16 protein-coding genes are annotated in these 20,309 nt (G+C 67.7%); 8 read left to right on the forward strand and 8 right to left on the reverse strand.

Annotation, left to right across the window (positions count from 1 at the left end):
* The first annotated feature begins 88 nt into the window (after window positions 1–88).
* Window positions 89–703 (forward strand): TetR/AcrR family transcriptional regulator, encoded by a 615-nt coding sequence (locus tag ACFYO1_RS42545; RefSeq protein ID WP_387244992.1) that lies wholly within the window; start codon window positions 89–91, stop codon window positions 701–703.
* 54 nt (window positions 704–757) lie between these two features.
* The gene (locus tag ACFYO1_RS42550) at window positions 758–2,317 is read left to right on the forward strand and encodes an FAD-dependent monooxygenase (RefSeq protein ID WP_387244996.1); all 1,560 of its coding nucleotides are present in this window, start codon (window positions 758–760) and stop codon (window positions 2,315–2,317) included.
* A 410-nt stretch (window positions 2,318–2,727) separates the two neighbouring features.
* Here ACFYO1_RS42550 and ACFYO1_RS42555 read toward each other — a convergent pair whose 3' ends face one another.
* The 3 genes from ACFYO1_RS42555 to ACFYO1_RS42565 all read right to left on the reverse strand — a co-directional run bounded on the left by ACFYO1_RS42555 (window position 2,728) and on the right by ACFYO1_RS42565 (window position 5,108).
* A complete protein-coding gene (locus tag ACFYO1_RS42555; protein WP_387244999.1) occupies window positions 2,728–3,573 on the reverse strand; it encodes an alpha/beta fold hydrolase in 846 nt (281 codons plus the stop codon).
* A gap of 50 nt (window positions 3,574–3,623) precedes the next feature.
* Window positions 3,624–4,034 (reverse strand): helix-turn-helix domain-containing protein, encoded by a 411-nt coding sequence (locus tag ACFYO1_RS42560; protein ID WP_387245002.1) that lies wholly within the window; start codon window positions 4,032–4,034, stop codon window positions 3,624–3,626.
* A gap of 219 nt (window positions 4,035–4,253) precedes the next feature.
* Window positions 4,254–5,108, reverse strand: a complete 855-nt coding sequence (locus tag ACFYO1_RS42565) for a hypothetical protein (protein WP_387245005.1) — start codon at window positions 5,106–5,108, stop codon at window positions 4,254–4,256.
* A 347-nt stretch (window positions 5,109–5,455) separates the two neighbouring features.
* On the opposite strand from ACFYO1_RS42565, the gene ACFYO1_RS42570 reads away from it, so the two are divergent.
* Both ACFYO1_RS42570 and ACFYO1_RS42575 read left to right on the forward strand, forming a co-directional pair.
* Window positions 5,456–5,734 carry a hypothetical protein gene (locus ACFYO1_RS42570; RefSeq protein WP_387245008.1) on the forward strand — a complete coding sequence of 93 codons (279 nt, stop codon included), beginning with the start codon at window positions 5,456–5,458 and terminating at the stop codon, window positions 5,732–5,734.
* A 10-nt stretch (window positions 5,735–5,744) separates the two neighbouring features.
* Window positions 5,745–6,137 (forward strand): hypothetical protein, encoded by a 393-nt coding sequence (locus ACFYO1_RS42575; RefSeq protein WP_387245010.1) that lies wholly within the window; start codon window positions 5,745–5,747, stop codon window positions 6,135–6,137.
* Between the two features lie 50 nt (window positions 6,138–6,187).
* Here ACFYO1_RS42575 and uvrA read toward each other — a convergent pair whose 3' ends face one another.
* From uvrA to ACFYO1_RS42590, 3 genes are all read right to left on the reverse strand, one after another.
* On the reverse strand, window positions 6,188–9,235 hold the full coding sequence (uvrA, locus tag ACFYO1_RS42580) for an excinuclease ABC subunit UvrA (RefSeq protein WP_387245013.1): 3,048 nt from the start codon (window positions 9,233–9,235) through the stop codon (window positions 6,188–6,190).
* 168 nt (window positions 9,236–9,403) lie between these two features.
* On the reverse strand, window positions 9,404–11,503 hold the full coding sequence (locus ACFYO1_RS42585) for a glycogen debranching N-terminal domain-containing protein (protein WP_387245016.1): 2,100 nt from the start codon (window positions 11,501–11,503) through the stop codon (window positions 9,404–9,406).
* A 19-nt stretch (window positions 11,504–11,522) separates the two neighbouring features.
* The gene (locus tag ACFYO1_RS42590) at window positions 11,523–12,572 is read right to left on the reverse strand and encodes a glycosyltransferase (protein ID WP_387245020.1); all 1,050 of its coding nucleotides are present in this window, start codon (window positions 12,570–12,572) and stop codon (window positions 11,523–11,525) included.
* Between the two features lie 329 nt (window positions 12,573–12,901).
* On the opposite strand from ACFYO1_RS42590, the gene ACFYO1_RS42595 reads away from it, so the two are divergent.
* Both ACFYO1_RS42595 and ACFYO1_RS42600 read left to right on the forward strand, forming a co-directional pair.
* Entirely contained in the window at window positions 12,902–13,537 is a 636-nt protein-coding gene (locus ACFYO1_RS42595) for a response regulator (RefSeq protein WP_387245024.1), read from the forward strand.
* Window positions 13,538–13,545: 8 nt separating this feature from the next.
* Window positions 13,546–14,742 (forward strand): sensor histidine kinase, encoded by a 1,197-nt coding sequence (locus ACFYO1_RS42600; RefSeq protein WP_387245027.1) that lies wholly within the window; start codon window positions 13,546–13,548, stop codon window positions 14,740–14,742.
* Window positions 14,743–14,745: 3 nt separating this feature from the next.
* Here the strand turns inward: ACFYO1_RS42600 and ACFYO1_RS42605 are convergent, their stop codons facing one another.
* Window positions 14,746–15,519 carry a sigma 54 modulation/S30EA ribosomal C-terminal domain-containing protein gene (locus ACFYO1_RS42605; RefSeq protein ID WP_387245030.1) on the reverse strand — a complete coding sequence of 258 codons (774 nt, stop codon included), beginning with the start codon at window positions 15,517–15,519 and terminating at the stop codon, window positions 14,746–14,748.
* Between the two features lie 145 nt (window positions 15,520–15,664).
* On the opposite strand from ACFYO1_RS42605, the gene ACFYO1_RS42610 reads away from it, so the two are divergent.
* Entirely contained in the window at window positions 15,665–17,398 is a 1,734-nt protein-coding gene (locus ACFYO1_RS42610) for a GAF domain-containing protein (RefSeq protein ID WP_387245033.1), read from the forward strand.
* Window positions 17,399–17,406: 8 nt separating this feature from the next.
* Here the strand turns inward: ACFYO1_RS42610 and ACFYO1_RS42615 are convergent, their stop codons facing one another.
* Entirely contained in the window at window positions 17,407–18,552 is a 1,146-nt protein-coding gene (locus ACFYO1_RS42615) for a beta-ketoacyl synthase N-terminal-like domain-containing protein (protein ID WP_387245036.1), read from the reverse strand.
* A 256-nt stretch (window positions 18,553–18,808) separates the two neighbouring features.
* On the opposite strand from ACFYO1_RS42615, the gene ACFYO1_RS42620 reads away from it, so the two are divergent.
* Entirely contained in the window at window positions 18,809–20,155 is a 1,347-nt protein-coding gene (locus ACFYO1_RS42620; RefSeq protein ID WP_387245039.1) for a diguanylate cyclase domain-containing protein, read from the forward strand.
* Window positions 20,156–20,309 lie beyond the last annotated feature (154 nt).

The following is a 20,309-nucleotide window of genomic DNA, read 5'->3' on the forward strand; positions in this document are numbered from 1 at the left end:
GACCTGGCTTTCGCCGGTCGCGCTGCCGTTATTTTTTCCCGGTAGGAAATTTTGCCCACCGGGCACGTTTTTTCGGTAGGCTGTTGTCATGCCGGAGGAAGAAGTGCTCGGTCTGCGTGAACGCAAGAAGCTCGACACCCGTATGGCGTTGAGTACCGCCGCGCTGGAACTGGCTTTCGAGCGCGGGATGGAGAACGTCACCCGCGAGGACATCGCGGCGCGGGCCGGGGTGTCGGTGCGGACGTTCAACAACTACTTCACCGGTAAGCACGACGCGATCGTCTACCGGCAGACCATGCGAATGCGGCGCAGCCTCACGATATTGCGGGAGCGTCCGGCGGACGAACCGCTCTGGACCGCGATCACCGCCGCGATGCTCGAGCCGCTGGAGGCCGACCGCACCCAGTTCACGCTGCCCAGTCCCGCGCAACTGGCCGAGATCCGGAAGCTGTTCAACGTGCCGGAACTGCGGCACGCCTTGTTCCGGGAGATCTCCGAGGATTGGCTCGAGCTGATCGCCGAACGCACCGGCACCGACCCGCTGCGTGACATCTACCCGCGCCTGGTCGCCGGCACCGTTGCCACCATCGCCGAAGCGGTCATGGTGGCGTACGCCAATGCCGATCCGCCGGTCCACATCACCACGCTGCTCCGTCAGGCCCTCGCCGAGGTGGCTGCCGGACTACCCGAACCTCCGCGCTGACCTGACCGCGCTTACGCCGCACTGACCCACCATCGAACAAGAGGTGTATCTGTCATGCCCGAAAACTCTGTCGACGTAGTCATTTCCGGTGCCGGACCCAACGGGTTGATGCTGGCCGGCGAACTCGCACTGGGCGGAGTGCACGCCATCGTGCTCGACGAACTACCCGAGCCCAGCGACCAGCCGAAGGCGAACGGCCTTGTCGGGCAGGTGGTTCGGCTGCTGGACATGCGTGGGCTCTACCACGAGTTCGGCGGCGCGCCCGGTGCGCCGCAGCCGCTGCCCGCCTATTTCTTCAGCGGGCTGCCGCTGTCCTTCGCCGAGCTGGCGGACAATCCGATGACCCTGCTCGGCATTCCGCAGCCGAAACTCGTTCGGCTGCTGGAGAAGTGGGCAGCCGGGCTGGGTGTGGACATCAGATGGGGAAACCGCCTCGACGAGCTGACCCAGCGCGACGACGGTGTCGACATCACGGTCGCTGGACCCGACGGTGACTATCGCCTCGGGGCTCGATACCTCATCGGCGCCGACGGCGGCAGGAGTTCCGTCCGCAAACAGGTCGGCATCGAATTCCCCGGATACACCGCGACCGACAGCGTGACGCGGATCGGACACGTCTGGCTGCCGGATGAATTGCGGACCAGTGACGGCGGTATCGAAATTCTCGGGTTCGGGCGACTTCCCTTCGGGCACAACCGACTAGAACGCGGCGGGTTCGTCTTCGCGGAGCTGGATCCCGGTCGGCCGCTCATCGCGAGCATGGAATTCGGCGTCGAACCGGTGCCTGAGGGCACGCCGATGACCATTGAGGAACTGCGCGACAGTGTGCGCCGGGTGCTCGGCGTCGACCTCCCGCTGGAAGCCCCGCGCGGGCCGGGCCCACACGCGTTGCGCCGCATCGAGAATCAGAACACCCGGCAGGCCGACCGGTACCGGGAGGGCAATGTGTTCCTGCTCGGCGACGCCGCGCACGTACATTCCGGGATGGGTGGCCCCGGCCTCAACCTCGGCCTGCAAGACGCGGCCAATCTGGGTTGGAAGCTCGCCGCGGAGATCAACGGCTGGGCGCCGGCCGGATTGCTGGACACCTACCATTCCGAGCGGCACCCGGTCGGCGTCCGGGTAATGATGAGCTCTCTGGCCCAAACCGCCCTCTTCGCACCCGGACCCGAAGTCACGGCGCTGCGCACCCTGCTCGGCGAGCTATTGGAGCGACCGGAAAACACCGAATACATCGCCCGATTGATGTCAGGTTCCGACACTCGCTACGAGACCGGAGACCCGCACCCGCTCGCCGGACGCATGGTTCCCGACCTGACCCTCGAAACCCCGGACGGCACAAAACGAGTCGCCGAACTCATGCGCAAGGCACGACCCGTCTTGCTCATGCTCGCCGACGCCTCAACCTTCCCCGATATCACGGAGGCATGGCGCGACCGAGTAGATATCGTCACCGCAACCAGCATCGACGCGCCTGCTACAGCACTACTGATCAGACCGGACGGCTATGTCGCCTGGGCCGCCGACGACACCGACCAGTCCACGTCAGACCGCCTGCACGCAGCACTGACCCACTGGTTCGGCACACCAATGTCTGTCCCCGCCAACGGATAGCGCAATCCCGCCGCGGCGCAGCCGGTCGTGTCCACAGAACAGGCTTCGAGCCGAAGTCGATCACTCCGATCGCCTCGTGCAGCGCTGGCCCACCGACTCGCCCCTGACCACATCACCCCCGCATTGCACCTACCACGCGCATCACGTAGCAGTGCATAAGGCCCATACGCTGAGGCAGACGTAGCTGCCCCGGATGCCCGCAGGATCGAGGCCAAGCGAGTAACCCAGCTCCACAGCGATCAACCTGCCACACGGATCACACATATCGTGCCCACCCACCCGCCGCGCACGAATCAGGCCGCCGCGCACGAAATCACTCGCCACCCATGGAACCACTCGGTGCGAACGGAAGTGCCGACGAATTGTGTGCAGTTGGACGAGGGGGCGCGGCGTTGCGCGGGTTACCGGCCCTACTGCTCGTCGAGGAGGAAATTGGCGACGGTGTCGGTTTGGCCGAGGATTGCGTGACCGACGTCTGGGAGCACGTGCACCGTGGCTTGCGGGACACAGCGGCGGACGCGTTCGGCGGTGGCGGCGGAGTCGAGCATGACGTCGCGGGCACCGACGATGACCAGCGTCGGCATGGCCAGGGTGCGCAAGGCGTCGTCGGGGAATACGGGGAGGCGCTCGGTGCGGGGTTTGAACTCGGTGAAGGTCAGGACCACGTCATCGAGGGCCGCCTGGTACCTCGGGGCGTCCAGGCCGGTGACGATGGCGGCGGTGCGGCGGACGCCGCGATGTCCGAAGAGGCGCAGGAACAACGCTTTCGGCAGCCAGCCCATCGTCTGCGCGCCGATGCCGCCCGGGCAGAGCAGGGCGAGCCGAGTGATCCGGCCCGGCCTGCGGATGGCGTAGTCCAACGCGACCCAACCGCCGAGCGAGGCGGCGACGATCGAGATGTCTTCGAGGCCAAGGCTTTCCAGCACATCGTCGAGCCACAGCGCGAGCCGGTCGGAAGCCAGGGGCGGCCGGGATGGCGCGCTGGCGCCGGGTTCACCGACGATGTCGACGGCGTAGGTGCGGAAATGTGTTGCCCAGGAACCGATGTCACCGCGCCACATCGATGTGTTCGCGCCCGAACCGTGCAGCAGCACCAGCGGCGGCGCGTCTTCCGGGCCGGAGACCAGAACGAAAGTCTCACCCTCGCGGGTCGGCACGCGCCGATGCTCGGCGGGCACCGGCCATTCCGTCAGCAACTCCGCGTAGCGCTGCCGAACCTTGCCGGCACCGCGCTCCGACCTGTAGATCGCGGTCACGTCGCCTCCTCCCCCACGCCCGGAATCCGTCGTGACGATGTCTCGCTCGCTCACGGCGCGAGCACCCCCTCCATGTAGTCGAACAATCGAGCCGTATCCGCGAGACCGCCCAGGACAATGACTTTCAGGCGCGCCCGCTCCGCGTCGTACTGCGTCTCGATCCGCAACGGATCGCCCTCGCCGGAGCGGGTGTTGGCCGCCGCCATCAGCAACGTGGTCACCCGCTCGGCCAGCTCACGACTGATCGCCTCGACCTGAACGATGCTCGTCACCTCGGTATGCCGCCGCCGCCCCACCGTCTCGCGTACCGGCGCGGGCACCGGCAACCCGGTGAACGCCTCGAGGTCGGCCTCCGCGATCCGATACTGCTTCCCGATCCGCACCGCATTGAGCCGCCCGTCCCGCACATAGTTGCGGATCGTGCGCACATGCAGGCCCAGGCGCTCAGCCACCTGCTCCACAGAGTAGACCCTATCAGTCATCAAACTACCTTAAACTTCCCCACTGAGGTGCGCAATAGGGAAGTTTTCAGCACTCAGGAGCCTAGCTGTCATCGCCGAGCCGCTCGACCCGGCCACCTGCCGTTGGGCCGTACACCTGCTGATTTCCAGCACACCGACTCGCCGAGCCGACTCACGCTCGGAAATCAGCAGGTGTGCGGCTGCCGGAATGCCGCAACGTCAGTCCGTGCTCCGCGGTGGGTTCACGGTGACGGTGTCGATGTGGCAGCGGCGGCCGTCGGTGGTGGTGGGTGGGGTGAGGGTGCCGCCGGTGCCGGTGTAGGTGAGTTCGGGGGTGAGGCAGGCCTGCTGGGCCGCGTCACGGAAGGTGATGGTGGTGTCGGTGAAGACGAGGCGGTTGGGGATTCTGGCGTTGTCCCACGGTTCGATGGCGAAGAGAGCCATGTTCTGGGCCTGGGCGCGCAGGTTGATCGAATAGCGGACCGTTCCCGATGCGCCGGTGATGGTTTGGGTCCAAACACCGGTCGACTGGTCGAGCGCGATATCCATGTCGAGGGCCTCGCCCACCTTCACCGACATCGCACGACCGGAGTGACAGTCGGCATAACGCGGGTCCTTCGAGTACACGTTGACGTACTGTCCGGAAATCCACCAGGTCGAATAGGTCGGCGGTTGCTGGACCGGGGCGCACGCATCACCCCAGGTCAGCACTGGTTGCAGAACACCGAGCCCGATCGGATAGTAGTTCCGGCCGCCCTCCCGCGGCTCGAGACCGGGCCAGAGAAACATCGTCCCCACCCGCGCCGGCTTCGCCGGAACAACGAAATGCGTTTGCATCCGCACCATTTCGTTGGCCGCCGGAATCTTGAAATAGATCCGCGACTGCTGATCCGGCTGCAGCGGAACCGGTTCCGTATGCGGCGCCATCGCCCCCGGCGGCGCCGGAACGGTAGGCGGCTCCGCGAACGAACTGGGCAAGACAACGAAACCCACTGCCACCATTGCGATTACGACCGTGACAAGCCGACGAGCCGCAGCTCTACATTTAAAGTTCATACCTACAAATGGAATCACACCCTATTGCCACCGAACCCACCCCCGACTGGGGAAACACAAACCCCCAGGCCCACCCCTCCCCAATTGCCCTACCACGAAATCAATCACCGCCAAACCAAACCGAACTCACCCCAAAGTCCTTCGCGCACTTTATTGATCCTTCGAATACCTCTCGCCATATGTACACACAGCACAAAGAATATGTGCACTTCGAACACACCCAAAGCCAAGCCCCGGTATGGACAGGACCGGCGGTGCACAGCCGAGGCACCCATGGTGACGTATCAGCTCGGGGGAGCGTCTGAACCGCGGACACATATGTCCGACAAACACCGAGATTCCTGGGGGGGGGAATCTTGCGAAAAGTGATCAATCGCCTGTTCTTCGTGCTCGCCGCCGTCGTGGCCGCGTTCATGGTCGCCATCGGTCCGGCCGAAGCGGTCACCATTCAACAGTGCGAAGAAGCAGGCGGGGTGGTCATCCGATGCGCGGAGCAGCCGGTAACCAACAATGACAAGGTGACATGCCCCGCACCTGGCCGGACGACGCGGCTGTGGTGCGTCGGAACGGTGTTTTATGCCATGCCCGACGGCTCTCCGATGGAGGTGTTCGATACGGGTGGCGACAGCAAATATGGACGATAGCGTGGTGACCATGACGAATGAAGTCAGTGCCACGATCCATGGGGCCAGCCCGGCAATCGTCCATCTGCTGCGCCGCGCGGCGGCGGTGGCCGCCGCCAACGGCCGGAATGTGCTCAGCCCCGAAGATGTGCAGAGTGCGCTGCTCGATGGGCAACCGTCGGTGCTGGAGGTGCATTGGCCGCGGGTCGGCGGACAACCGTTGCGGCGCGGTCGGATCAACGATTTCGATCCGACGGCTCCGCAGGAGGCGTTGGCCTATCCGGAATTCGTCGAGTTGGTGCGGTCGATCGTGCCGGGGCCGGTGCACGAGAAGTTCAATTCGGCGCAACCGGTCAGGATCACCTACAGCGTGTCCGGTCCTGATGCCGACGAGTTCCGGGCGGTGATCGATCGGGCTGAATGAACGCAAACGCGCCCCGGGTTTCCCCGGGGCGCGTTTGCTGTCGCTGCGGGTCAGCGCAACGCGGCTGCTTTGCGGGACAGCCGCTTCGCTGCGGTCTTCGCGGCTGCCTGTGCCTCGGTCGGCTTGTCGGCCGGGGTCTTGGCTGCCGCCTTCTTCGCGGGTGCCTTCTTGGCCGGGGCCTTGGTGGCGGTTGTCTTGGCCGCGGTCTTCTTGGCGGGTGTCTTCTTGGCGGAGGGTGCGTCGGCCTGCTCCAGCGCCTCGCGCAGGAACTGGCCCGTGTAGCTTTCCGCCACGGCGGCAACGTCTTCCGGGGTGCCTTCGGCGATCACCATGCCGCCACCGGAGCCGCCTTCGGGGCCCATGTCGATGACCCAGTCGGCCGTCTTGATGACGTCCAGGTTGTGTTCGATGACGATCACCGTGTTGCCCTTGTCGACCAGGCCGTTGATCACCTTGAGCAGCTTGCGGATGTCCTCGAAGTGCAGGCCGGTGGTCGGCTCGTCGAGGATGTAGACGGTGCGGCCGGTGGAACGCTTCTGGAGTTCCGCGGACAGCTTGACGCGCTGAGCCTCACCGCCGGACAGGGTGGGCGCACTCTGGCCGAGGCGGACGTAGCCCAGCCCGACCTCCACCAGCGTCTTGAGGTAGCGGTGAATCGAGCTGATCGGCTCGAAGAACTCGGCCCCCTCCTCGATGGACATGTCGAGGACCTCGGCGATGGTCTTGCCCTTGTAGTGCACCTCGAGGGTTTCCCGGTTGTAGCGCGCACCGTGGCAGACCTCGCACGGGACGTACACGTCAGGCAGGAAGTTCATCTCGATCTTCAGCGTGCCGTCACCGGAGCACGCCTCGCAGCGACCGCCCTTGACGTTGAACGAGAACCGGCCCGGCTGGTAGCCGCGCACCTTCGCCTCGGTGGTCGACGCGAACAGCGTGCGGATCTTGTCGAACACGCCGGTGTAGGTGGCGGGGTTCGAACGCGGGGTGCGGCCGATCGGCGACTGATCCACCTGGACCAGCTTGTCCAGATCGTCGAGTCCCTTGATCCTGGTGTGCCGGCCGGGAACCTGCCGGGCACCGTTCAGCTTGTTCGCCAGCACGGTCGCCAGGATGTCGTTGACCAGCGTCGACTTACCGGAACCGGAGACGCCGGTGACCGCGGTGAGCACGCCGAGCGGGAAGTTGACCTCGATGTCGCGCAGGTTGTGCTCGGTCGCGCCGACCACGGTGAGCTGGCGCTTCTTGTCGATCGGGCGGCGAACCAGCGGCAAATCGATCCGCTCCCGGCCGGAAAGGTAGGCGCCGGTGAGGGATTCGGGTTCGGCGAGCAGTTCCTGGTAGGTGCCGCTGTGCACCACGCGACCACCGTGTTCGCCGGCCAGCGGGCCGATGTCGACCACCCAGTCCGAGGCGCGGATGGTGTCTTCGTCGTGCTCGACCACGATCAGCGTGTTGCCGAGATTGCGCAGCCGGGTGAGGGTTTCGATGAGCCGCCGGTTGTCCCGCTGGTGCAGGCCGATGGACGGTTCGTCCAGCACGTAGAGCACGCCGACCAGGCCGGAACCGATCTGGGTGGCGAGCCGGATGCGCTGCGCCTCACCACCGGACAGCGTCGCCGCCGCCCGGGACAGCGACAGATACTCCAGCCCGACGTCGAGCAGGAACCCGAGCCGCGCCTGCACCTCCTTGAGCACCTGCCCGGCGATCGCGGCCTCCCGCTCCCCCAGCGTGAGCGAGTTCAGGAACTTGGAGCACTCCCCGATGGACAGATCGCTGACCTCGGCGATCGACTTGTGGTCGCCGCCGGCGTCGATGGTGACCGCGAGGATCTCCGGCCGCAGCCGCGCACCGTTGCACACCGGGCATGGCACGTCGCGCATGTACCCGTCGTAGTGCTCCTTCATCTGCTCGGACTCGGTGCTCTCCATCCGCCGCTGCAGGAACGGCATCACGCCCTCGAAATCGGCGTAGTACGAACGCTTCCGCCCGTACCGGTTGGTGTAGGAGATGTGCACCTGATCGGAACTGCCCTCCAGCACGGCCTTACGTGCCTTGAGCGGCAGCCGCTCCCACGGCGTGTCCATGGAGAAGCCGATGGACGACGCGAGCCCCGACAACAGCCGGGTGAAGTACTCCGCGGTCTGCCCGCGCGACCACGGCGCGATCGCCCCGTCGTTCAGGCTGAGCGCCGGATCGGGCACCACCAGATCCGGGTCGACCTCTTTACGGATACCGAGACCGGAGCAATCCGGGCAGGCGCCGTAGGGCGAGTTGAACGAGAACGACCGGGGTTCCAGGTCCTCGATGTCGAGCGGGTGCCCGTTCGGGCAGGCCAGGCGCTCGGAGAAGCGGCGCTCGCGGTCGTGCGCGTGCTCGTCGCGATCGACGAAGTCGAGCACCACGATGCCGTCTGCCAGCCGCAGCGCGGTCTCGATCGAATCGGTGAGGCGCTGTTTGGAATTCGGTTTGACGGCCAGGCGGTCGACCACCACCTCGACGTCGTGCTTCTCCTGCTTCTTCAGCTTCGGCGGGTCGGTCAGCGGATAGACCACGCCGTCGACCCGGACCCTGGAGTAGCCCTGCGTATTCAATTGCTCGAAGAGATCGACGAATTCACCCTTGCGGGTGCGCACCACCGGCGCGAGCACCTGGAACTTGATGCCCTCCTCCATGGCGAGCACCTGGTCGACGATCTGCTGCGGCGTCTGCCGCTCGATCAGCTCGCCGCACACCGGGCAGTGCGGGGTGCCCGCCCGCGCGTAGAGCAGCCGCAGGTAGTCGTAGACCTCGGTGATGGTGCCGACGGTCGAGCGCGGGTTGCGGTTGGTCGACTTCTGATCGATCGACACCGCGGGCGAGAGCCCCTCGATGAAGTCGACGTCCGGCTTGTCCATCTGCCCGAGGAATTGCCGCGCGTAGGCCGAGAGCGACTCCACGTACCGTCGCTGTCCCTCGGCGAAGATCGTGTCGAACGCCAGGCTCGACTTGCCCGAGCCGGAGAGTCCGGTGAACACGATGAGACTGTCGCGAGGCAGGTCCAGGTCGACCCCCTTCAGGTTGTGTTCCCGAGCACCGCGCACAGTCAGGCGTTCCGCCACCAGGTGATTCCCTTCTCATCGTGTTCGAGTGAACCGACTAAACGGCTTCCAGACGTATCCGGCCGTCATGCTAAACGCGCCCACCGACAAGTTTCGCTCGCGCGACACGTACCAGCTGCAACAGCGCAGGCGCCGGCAATATTGCGGAGGTTGCCGACCGAGTGGGTGCTAGCTCCGTCGCAGGTCACCGGACAAGCCGCGGACTTGCCAGCCCTCCGCGTCGACGGTGACCGACAGCACGTCCGAGCCGACCCGCAGCCCGCCGACCCGCAGCGGGAGATAACGAGCGGGGACCACCGGCGCGACCGACAGCACCCCCTCCGGAACGCTCGGTTCCAGTCTCAACAGCGTACGCAAAAACAACAGCGGCGCGGCAGCGGCCCAGGCCTGCGGCGAGCAGGACGTCGGATACGGGACGGGGACATCGAATTCGGCGCGGTCGAAGCCGCTGAAGAGTTCGGGCAGCCGGTGGCCGAAGCGGGTCGAGGCGTCGAGCATGGCGGATACCACCTGGTTCGCGTGCTCGGTGAACCCGTAGCGCATCAGTCCCGCGGCGCAGATCGCGTTGTCGTGCGGCCAGACCGAGCCGTTGTGATAACTGACCGGGTTGTAAGCACCCATTGACGTGGCCAGCGTGCGGATCCCCCAGCCGCTGAACATTTCCGGCGAGAGCAGATGATCGGCGACCCGCTTCGCCTTATCGTCGTCGATGATCCCGGTCCACAGACAGTGCCCGATATTCGAGGTGAGCGCGTCGATCGGCCGCTTGTCCCGGTCGAGGCCGATCGCGTACCACCCGCGATCGGGCAACCAGAACGCCTCGTTGAACGCGGTTTTCAGCTGCGCGGCCTTGGCCCGCCAGCGTTCCGCGGCCGAGTGATCGCCGGCACCGGCGGCCAGCATGGCGCGCGCGAGGTACGCCGCGTACGTGTAGCCCTGCACCTCGGCGAGCGCGATCGGCGCCTCGGGCAGCGTGCCGTCGGCGAAGTTGACCCCGTCCCAGGAGTCCTTCCACCCTTGATTGGCCAGGCCGTGATCGGCGGCACACTGGTATTCGACGAATCCGTCGCCGTCCGCGTCGCCGTATCGTTCGATCCAGTCCAGCGCGCGATCCGCGTGCGGCAGCAGGTCGTCGCGGATCTTCGGGTCCAGTCCCCAGCGGTAGAGCTCGCCGAGCAGCATCACGAACAGCGGGGTGGCGTCGGCGGTGCCGTAATAGGCGGTGCCGCCGCCGAGCAGTAGCGTCGCCGCCCGGCCGAACCGCACCTCGTGCGGGATCCGGCCCGGCTGCTGTTCGGTCGCGGCCTGCACCTCGGTGCCTTGCAGATCGGCCAGGCTCTGCAAGGTGCCGACCGCGAGCCTGCGGTCCAGCGGCAGCACCATCCACGAGGTGAGCAACGAGTCCCGGCCGAACAGCGCCATGAACCAGGGCGCCCCGGCCGCGACCACCGCGCGCTCGGGATGGTCGGGGTCGAAGATGCGCAGCGCGCCGAGATCGGTGAGGGTGCGTTGCAGGACCGCGGCGAGGGTTTCGTCGTCGGTCTGCACGGTCGGTGAGTTCGCGTACCACTCGCGCAGGCGTTGCGCGGGCGTGCTGCGGCTCACGGGTACCCCGCACGGATAACGCGGTGGCGTGTCGCCGGTGCCGAGCGCAGGCAGATACTCGATGCAGGCGGTCCATTCCCCGCGGCCGGGAAGGCTGACCTCCCAGCACAATTCGCGACCCTCCGCCGTGGCTCCGCTGCCGCTGACGGTGACCGCCACGTCCAGCTCCGCCCGGCTGATCCGCACCGTGTTGTCCAGGGCGCGCGCCGCGGTGACCACGTCGTGGCCGGTGCGTCCCTCCTTGACCTCGAAGAGATCGGCGAAGTCGGCGTCCAGCTCCAGCTTGATCGCGCATTCGAGCGGCGCGCCGGACAGGTTGCGCACCACCAGGTCCTCGCGCATCCCGTCGCCGACGTGCCTGCCTATGATCACCAGCGCGGTGCTGTCCGCGGTGCCCGCCCGCGGCGCGGTCCTGGCCAGCAGCGTGGCGCTGTACGGCTCGTCGTAGCGCACGGTCAGCGGCTGCGGTTCCATGCCGTCGACGGTCAGCCGCCAATGCGACAACACCCTGGTGTCCCGGACGAACAAGCCCGCCGGGCGATTCGGCGTGATCGCACCGCTGGTGTCGCTGATGCAGAACGTCGAGCCCTCGACGAGGGTCACCCCGGCGTTGATCGCCGTCGGCGCCTCCGTGTCCGAGCCGTCGCCCCAGGGATGGGTCACGCCGCAGGCCCCGGCAAGCTCACGCCACCGTGCTGGGCATCATGACCCGGGTCGTCCGCTCGGCCAGGATGCGGCGATACAGCCGCTCGTGATCGCGGGCCATGCGCAGGCGGCCGAACCGCTGCTCGGCCGCCGCGCGGCAGTCGCGTCGATCGATGGTGTGCACCCGGTCGAGCGCGTCCACCATCTCGTTCGCGTCGCGGCACAGGAAGCCGGTCTTGCCGTGCTCGACGATCTCCGGTGCGGCGCCGTTGGGGAATGCGAGAACCGGTGTGCCGCAGGCCAACGCCTCGGCCATGACCAGGCCGAACGGCTCGGGCCATTCGATGGGGTTGATCAACGCGTCGGCGTGGCGCACCAGGTCGACCCGGCGCGCGGTGGGTTCCTCGCGCGGTTCGGGATCGTCGGGGCCCATCAGTGGACGCACCCGCTCAGTGTAGTAGCGACGTTCCTCCGGTTCGCGCATCTTGGTGATCATGAGCAGCTTGCGCCGGGCCAGCCGCGCGATCTGCACGGCGCGATGCACACCCTTCGTCTCGTTCATCCGGCCGACGAACACCACGTAACCGCCACCGCCAGGGCCGAATCGGTGCGCGTCGAGGTCGATGCCGTGGTGGATCACCTCGGCGATCGGCACGCTGCCCGCCATCCGGCGTTGCGCCTCGGAGATGGCGACGATGGCGGCATGGCGCGCCATCGACCGGAACAGTTCCTGGCGCATCTCGGAGAACGGTCCGTGGTTGGTGACCACGACCGGCGGTGAGTTCTCCAGCGCGCCGACGAACGGGCCGAGCGAGGTGTGGTCGTGAATGATGTCGACGTCGGCCAGGGTCTCGTAGGCGGCCAGCACGTGCATCAGTTCGGCTTCCCCGACGCCGATCTGCTCGGTCGGATGCTCGTAGAGCGAGTATCGGCGCACCGGGCAGGTGGATTCGCCCACCGTGAACAGGTGCACGTCGTGGCCGAGCTGGTCGAGCCCGACGGCCAGGTTGCCGACCACCGCTTCGGTGCCGCCGTAGGCCGGCGGCGGCACCGGGACCCAGGGCGGGACGATCTGCCCGATTCTCATGGGCGCCTGCGTTCTTCGGCGCCACGCCCTTCCTCGGGCGGGCCCAGACGGGTGCCGCAGCCGGCGCAATGCGTCCCGGCCTCGGGTCGTCGGTCGAAGGTGTCGGCGCCGCAGCCAGGACAGGCGCGCGGTGATCCGAAGATCGCACTGAAATCTAGTGTCGCTGAATATGTCATCGCTCGGGTTCCCACCCTTATATGAGCCTTATGGCTCCGCTGCCGACGGCTCCTCTGGTTGACTTCATCGCAGGCTTACCCGGAACCTCGTTATCTACTCGTGGCATTCGTGGGGGCTGCTTTCGTCCGGTAGGCGACGACAAGGAGGCCGACTTGCTCCAGGTGTTTCTGGTCGACGACCACGAGATCGTCCGGCGCGGTCTGATCGATCTGCTGGAGGGTGATCCCGAGCTGACCGTGATCGGCGAGGCGGGTGACGTGGCCCAGGCGATGGCCCGAATCCCGATGCTGCGTCCCGATGTCGCGGTGCTCGACGTGCGGCTGCCCGACGGCAACGGCATCGAACTGTGCCGCGACCTGCTCGCCGAGGTGGAGGGCCTGCGCTGCCTGATCCTCACCTCCTACACCGACGAGCAGGCGATGCTCGACGCGATCCTGGCCGGGGCCAGCGGCTACGTGGTGAAGAACATCAAGGGGATGGAACTGGCCGCCGCGATCAAGACGGTCGGCGCGGGCCGTTCGCTGCTGGACAACCGGGCCGCGGCGGCGCTGCGGGCTCGGCTGCGCGACGGCGTGCCGGACGACGACGGCCCGCTGGCCGGGCTCACCGACCAGGAACGCAAGCTGCTCGCGCTGCTCGGCGAGGGCTTGACCAACCGGCAGATCGCGGCCCGGATGTTCCTGGCGGAGAAGACGGTCAAGAACTACGTGTCCCGGCTGCTGGCCAAGCTCGGCATGGAGCGGCGCACCCAGGCGGCGGTGCTGGCCAGCAAGCTCGGCGAGCGCTGACTCCGCGCATGACGGACGTGCCGCACAGCGTGTTCGACACGTTGCGCACCATCGTCGACACGGCGACCAGGATCGCCGACGACAACGCGCGGCTCTATGAATGGGCGCGCACCCGGCAGGCCTGGATCGAGGCGAACCGGGACATCGCCACCGAGTTCCTGGCCGGCACCGAGCCGCACCGGGTGCTCGCGCAGGTGGTCGAGCACGCGCGCACGCTGACCAGGTCGGAGCAGGCGATCCTCGCGGTGGTCGAGCCGGGCATCCCGCCCGAGGAGGCCACGGAACTCGTTGTGGCGCAATGGTCCAGAGCGGCGGAGCCGGACGAGGGACAGGTCGTGCGGCTCGTCGGCACCGCCGCGGGCAAGGCCTTCGCCGAGCGCGCGTCCGTCCGGCTGGCCGACGCGCGTGGCGTCGATCTCGGCGCACCGATCGAGGCCACCGGGCCCGCGCTGATCCTGCCGTTGCAGACCGCGGGGGTCGTGCTCGGCGTGCTGATCGTGGTGCGCGCGGTAGCCGCGGAACCGTACTCCGACGAGCTCAGCGCGCTGGCCGCCGCGTTCACCGATCAGGCCGCGCTGGCCATGCAGCTGGCCGAGGCGCAGCGCCGGGCGCGGGAACTCGACGTGCTGGCCGATCGCGACCGGATCGCGCGCGATCTGCACGATCACGTCATCCAGCGGGTGTTCGCGGTCGGGCTCGGCTTGCAGGGCATGGCCGCGCGGGTCGACGATCCACAAGTCCAGCAACGACTTTCGGACGAGATCGATCGGCTGCAGGAGATCGTGCACGAGATCCGCACAACGATCTTCGATCTGCACGGCGGGGCGGGCGCCTCGCTGCGCCGTCGCCTGGAGGACGCGGTCCGGCAGCAGACCGCGGCGGCACCGATCCGGGCGCGGCTGCGGGTCGACGGGCCGCTGTCGGTGGTCGGTCCCGCGCTGGCCGATCACGCGGAAGCCGTTGTGCGCGAATCGGTCAGCAACGCGGTGCGGCACTCCGGGGGCGACGCGGTGACGATCGAGATCACCGTGGCCGACGAGCTCACCATCCTGGTGCAGGACAACGGCTCCGGCCTGCCGGAGGACGTAACCGCCAGCGGCCTGGCCAATCTCGCGCAGCGGGCGGCCGAATCCGAGGGCCGGTGCAGCATCGAGCGGGTCCCGGCCGGCGGCACGCGGGTGCACTGGTCAGTGCCGCTGAGCTGAGGTTCAGGCCGGTTCGACGAGCGAGAGGTCGCCGTCGTAGCGGCGGTACAGCAGCCGGCCGCGACCGCTGTGCGGCTCGGTGAAGAACAGGAACGGCAGTCCGTGATGGCACAGGACCTGCGCGGCCCGGTCCTCGTCGAGAACCGGGGCAGGCTCCGAATCCGCGGTCAGCGGAAGCAGATTCACCGTCGGTGGGATGCGCACCGCCGCGTCCTGGCGGATCAGCCGCACGCCGAGCGGATCGCCCCAGGCCACCACCGCCTCGGTGCCGGACTCGGCGTCGGTGAACAGGTAGGCGTCGTAGTCCATCGCGTCCATCACCGCCGTCGCCTCCGCGGGCGAACCGGTGAGCAGCTCGACCCGCTTGCGGCGCACGATCGGCCGCGGCTCGGTGACCTCGGCCAGCGGTGGGCGCGCGGGATCGGGCCAGTCCCTGGACCGGGTCGTCGCGAGCCGGGCCAGCTGGCGGTCCAGGCGTTCGGCGGCGAAGGTGACCGCGAATCCGCCCGGCCCTGTCACCTGGACGCGCGTGGCGATAGTGCGACAGCGAATGTTGGCCTGCACCACGGTCGCCTCGCCCGCCTCGGCCGGCGCGGTGACCCGCACCCTGGTCGCCGCGTCTAGGTGGTGCCTGCGCAAAACTCTGCCGATCGCCCGGACTGCCCTCGTCACGTCCACGTCCGGCACCGCGCCGGAGGTGGTCACCGCCAAATCGAGATCGCTTGCGGTGAGCCAATGTTGTGCTGACGAAGAACTCAACAGTCCCGACGACTTCATGCGACACGCCCTGCCTTCGATATTCAGATCCCGTAGCCCCATGTCACCATCGCAATGCGGTGGCGAACAGGGCCGAAAGTCCCCGAAGGGCGAACTAGACTGGCGCAAGGCGCAGTTCGCGCGCCCACCACAGGGGGAACCCGATATGACCGAGGACCGCGGCAACGACCCCTACTCCGTCCGCGACACCCTCTCGCAACTGCGGTTGCGCGAATTGCTGAGCGAGGTCAAGGAGCGCGTCGAGCTCATCCTCGACTCCCGCGACCGGATGGACGGTCTGGTCGAGGCGATGCTGGCCGTCACCTCCGGCCTCGACCTGGACGAGACCCTGCGCACCATCGTGCGCACCGCGATCAGCCTGGTCGACGCCGGCTACGGCGCGCTCGCCGTGCGCGGTCACGACCAGCAGGTGGTGCAGTTCATCGACGAGGGGATCGACGACGAAACCCGCAGGGCCATCGGGCGATTGCCGGAGGGGCACGGCGTGCTCGGCGTGGTGTTCAACCAGTCCAAGCCGCTGCGGCTGGAGGAGATCTCGAAACACCCTGACTCTGTGGGCCTTCCACCCAACCATCCGCCGATGCACACCTTCCTGGGGGTGCCGGTGCGGATCCGCGGCGAGGTGTTCGGCAGCCTCTACCTGACCGAAAAGGCGGGCGGGCAACCGTTTACCGACGATGACGACGTCCTGGTCCAGGCGCTCGCGGCCGCGGCGGGCATCGCGGTGGACAACGCGCGACTCTACGAATCGGCCCGCACCCGGCAGGCCTGGATCGCGGCGACCCGCGACATCGCCACCGAGTTCCTGGCCGGCACCGAGTCCGGCCGGGTGCTCGCGCACGTGGTCGAGCACGCGCGCACGCTCACCGGCTCGCATCAGTCCTTCCTGACCGGCCCGGATGACGCGGATGAGCCGGCCGCCCTCTCGGCCGCCCTCTCGGTCACCCAGTGGTGCGGGCCGGGCGAGGGCTACGAGGGCAAGGTGGTGAACACCGAGGGAACCGCGCTGGGCGAGGCGTTCACCCGCCGCACTCCCCTGCGCTTCGACGACGCGGACGCGGTGAGCGTCGGCCTCGCGCTGCCCGACGCGGGACCGCTGCTGATCCTGCCGCTGTGCACGCCGGACAGCACGCTCGGCGTGCTGACCACGGTGCGGCCGGTCGGCGCCGCCCCGTACTCCGATGAACTGGTCGAGCTGACCGCCGCGTTCACCGACCAGGCGGCGCTGGCCATGCAGCTGGCCGACGCGCAGCAGCGGATGCGCGACATCGACATCCTGGCCGATCGCGACCGGATCGCGCGGGACCTGCACGATCACGTCATCCAGCGCCTGTTCGCGGTCGGCATCACGCTCCAGGGCGCGGTCGCGAAGGCCACCGTTCCCGAAGTGCGGCAACGACTTTCGACCGTGGTCAACGACCTGCAAGAGGTGGTGCAGGAGATCCGCACCTCGATCTTCGACCTGCACGGCGGCAACGGCAACCCGCTGCAACAGCGGATCGAGCACGCGATCCGGCAGCAGACCGCCGAAACCACACTGCGGTCGACGTTTTCGGTGGCCGGTCCGCTCTCGGTGCTGGAGGCCGAGCTGGCCGATCACGCGGAGGCCGTGGTGCGCGAGGCGGTCAGCAATGCGGTCCGGCACTCCGGGGCGGATACTGTCGCGGTGGAGATCAGCGTCGACGACGATCTGACCATCGTGGTGACCGACAACGGCTGGGGCATCCCGAATCACGTGGTGCGCAGCGGACTACGCAATCTGGAACAGCGCGCGCAGAAGGCGGACGGGCAGTTCGTCATCGGCGCGGCCGGGAAGCCGGCCGGCGACGGCGCCGCCCTGCCGGGCACCCGGCTGTGCTGGTCGGTGCCGCTGCCGTGAGGACCGAGTCAGCCGGCCGGGCCGAGCAGCACCATGGAGTTGTTGCCGCCCATGCCCAGCGACAACTTCGCGGTGACGCCGCCCTCGAACGGCTGCGGGCCGTCCAGCAGGCGCGGATGCGGCGACGCGACGATCGGTGCGGCGGGAACGATGCCCCGGTCGTAGCCGATCGCGGCCGCGGCGACCTCCACCCCGGCGGCGGCGCCCTGGCAGTGACCGGCCAGCGGCTTGAGCGCGTAGACGTGGGGTTGATCGCCGAACATGTTGGTCAGCAGATCGCGTTCCGCATCGTCGCATTGCCGGGTGCCGGTGCCGTGGGCGTTGAAATAGCGCACATCGTCGGCGACCACCCCGGCGTTGTCGAGCGCGCGACGCGTGCACTCGAAGATCTGCTCGTGTGTCGGGTCGACCGACACCACGTGATACGCGTCGTTGGTCATGCCACCGCCGAGCACCGCCGCGTACGGGCGTTGCACCGAACGGCTCAGCACGAATGCCACCGACGCCTCACCGATGCCGAAGCCGCGGCTGCCCTCCTGGAACGGCCGGCACGCGTCGAGCGGTTCGGTGTCGGCCACCGAGGCGCCGAGCCGGACGAAGTGATCGACCATGTCGGGCGTGGCGGACATATCGGTGGCGACGCACACCACGTCGTCGGCGATGCCCGCGTCCAGCCACAGCTGCGCGGTGATCAACGCGACGTTCGCCGAACTGCACGCCGCGGACACGTTCATCGCGGGACCGTGGAAGCCGAATTCCTGCATGAGCACCGAGACCGGCGTGGACGGGATCAACCGCAGGTAGTCGCGTGGCCTGCGGCGGCCGTGATCGACGAGGTAGAAGTCGCGCCAATTGACCACGTCGCCGAGCACGATCGCGTGCAGCAGGCCGACGGTCCGGCCCGGTTGCCAGCCGCGCCCGAGCGCGTCGGTGATCGCCTCTCTGACCGATTCGTGCATGGCTCGCCCGTAACGGCTGGTGCTGACCGTGTGGTCGCCGCCGTCGGGGACCAGTGCCACCCAGGCATCCTCGTCGCGGCCGGGTCCGTAACCCGGCTGGACAGAAGCGGCGGACTTCCCGCTGAGCAGTCCCTGCCACAGCGCATCGCGTCCCCAGCCGTACGCACTGACGGCGCCGATCCCGGCGAACGTCATATGATCTTGATGCTGTTGTCGGCTGTTCGGGTTGGCGCCCGGCATAGCATCGCTCCTTCACCGATTCCTCGGCCGAACCACCATCGGCCAGATAATAAACAGAAAACCGGTTCTGTAATGATCACCAGACAGTGCCCGATTAAGTGCCCGAACTGTGATCGAAGCAATAGCCTCGACGCTGTGATCTTCTGCACGTCGATACCAGAATAATCCCATGTTCCAATGGCCATAATCGGGTCGACGATCGGGGGTTCGAGTGGGTGAGGACAAGGTAGCCGCTGCGGTCGACGCCGCCGAGCAGCTGGCTGAGCGCTACCGTTCTCTGGTCGAGCACACGCCCGACGGCATCTGTGTGCACGAGCGCGGCATCGTGGTCTACGTCAATCCGGCGACCGTGCGCCTGGTGGCCGCCGAGAGCGCCGACGAGCTGATCGGCAAGCCGCTCACCCAATTCGTCCATCCCAGCTCCATCCCGGGGATGCTGGAGCGCATCAGCCACCTCACCACCAAGGGCGCCGCCTCCGACCCGACCGAGATGCTGTTGATCCGGATGGACGGCGAGGTGGTGCCGGTGACCACCGTGTCGGTGCTCACCGCCTGGCACGACCACCTCGCGTATCAGGTGGTCATCCACGACCTCACCGCCCAGCGGCACGCCGAGGCCGCGCAGCACCTGGCCGAGCAGCACTTCACCACGGTCGTCTCGCAGCTGGAGGAGGGCGTGGTGGTCATCGATCCGAGCGGCCGCATCGAGTCGGCGAACCCGGCGGCGATGCGGATCTTCGGCAACGAGGACGCCGAGGACGCGCTCATCGGCAAGACCATCCAGTCGCTGCCGCTGACCCTGCTCGACGCGAATGCCCAGCCGCTGCCGCCGACCCGGCACCCGATCGCCCGCACCCTCGCGACCGGCGAGACCATCACCGGCTACGTCTTCGGCGTCGACCGCGCCGACGGGCAGCGCCGCTGGCTCTCCGGCAGCAGTCGCCTGCTCAACCCCGGCGACCGGCGCTCGTCGGCGGTCTCCTCGTTCGCCGACATCACCGAGTTCCGGGCCAGCCGACGGCAATTGGAATACCAGGCCACGCACGACTCGCTGACCGGGCTGGCGAATCGTTCGCTGATCCTCTCGCAACTGGCCAGTGCCCTGGCCACCAGCGAGAACCTGCCGGTGTCCACGGTGCTGTTCATCGATCTGGACGGATTCAAGGCGATCAACGACACGCTCGGGCACGCAATCGGCGACACGGTGTTGCAGATCGTCGCGCAACGATTGCAGCGCGCGTTGCGCGGCGACGACATCGTGGGCCGGCTCGGCGGCGACGAATTCCTGGTGCTGCTCTCCGGCGGCACCCGGCGGGTGGACATCGACGCGCTGGTCGCCCGGCTGCGCTCGACCATGGCCGAGCCGATCATCGCGCGCGGGCACCGGATCGAGGTGAACGCCTCGATCGGCGTCACACCGCTCACCGTCGGCGACCGCCGCACCCCCGAGGCCGTGCTGCACGACGCGGACCTGGCCATGTACCGGGCCAAGCCGTCCGGGCACCGGGACGGCTCGGCCGGCTTGGGACGCAGGCCGAACAGCACACACGCGTCCTGACGGCCGGATCCATGATTGTTCGAGGTTTTCCCGGATCATCGGAATACCCGCGGTGCGCCGAACTGTTGCACCACTTCTATGACCTGTTCCCGATGGTCGAGTACTGCACGCCGGTAACCGACGACCACCGGTGGGCGTCACGACACCGGGTACA

The sequence above is a fragment of the Nocardia sp. NPDC006044 genome (genome assembly GCF_042871115.1).
Lineage (GTDB): Bacteria > Actinomycetota > Actinomycetes > Mycobacteriales > Mycobacteriaceae > Nocardia.

Bases quoted from the DNA above. Each gene is read 5' to 3' on its own strand.
- ACFYO1_RS42615 (WP_387245036.1), bottom strand. From the start codon at position 18,552: ATGACGTTCGCCGGGATCGGCGCCGTCAGTGCGTACGGCTGGGGACGC.
- ACFYO1_RS42605 (WP_387245030.1), bottom strand. From the start codon at position 15,519: ATGAAGTCGTCGGGACTGTTGAGTTCTTCGTCAGCACAACATTGGCTC.
- ACFYO1_RS42545 (WP_387244992.1), top strand. From the start codon at position 89: ATGCCGGAGGAAGAAGTGCTCGGTCTGCGTGAACGCAAGAAGCTCGAC.
- ACFYO1_RS42575 (WP_387245010.1), top strand. From the start codon at position 5,745: ATGACGAATGAAGTCAGTGCCACGATCCATGGGGCCAGCCCGGCAATC.
- ACFYO1_RS42610 (WP_387245033.1), top strand. From the start codon at position 15,665: ATGACCGAGGACCGCGGCAACGACCCCTACTCCGTCCGCGACACCCTC.
- ACFYO1_RS42550 (WP_387244996.1), top strand. From the start codon at position 758: ATGCCCGAAAACTCTGTCGACGTAGTCATTTCCGGTGCCGGACCCAAC.
- ACFYO1_RS42590 (WP_387245020.1), bottom strand. From the start codon at position 12,572: ATGAGAATCGGGCAGATCGTCCCGCCCTGGGTCCCGGTGCCGCCGCCG.
- ACFYO1_RS42600 (WP_387245027.1), top strand. From the start codon at position 13,546: ATGACGGACGTGCCGCACAGCGTGTTCGACACGTTGCGCACCATCGTC.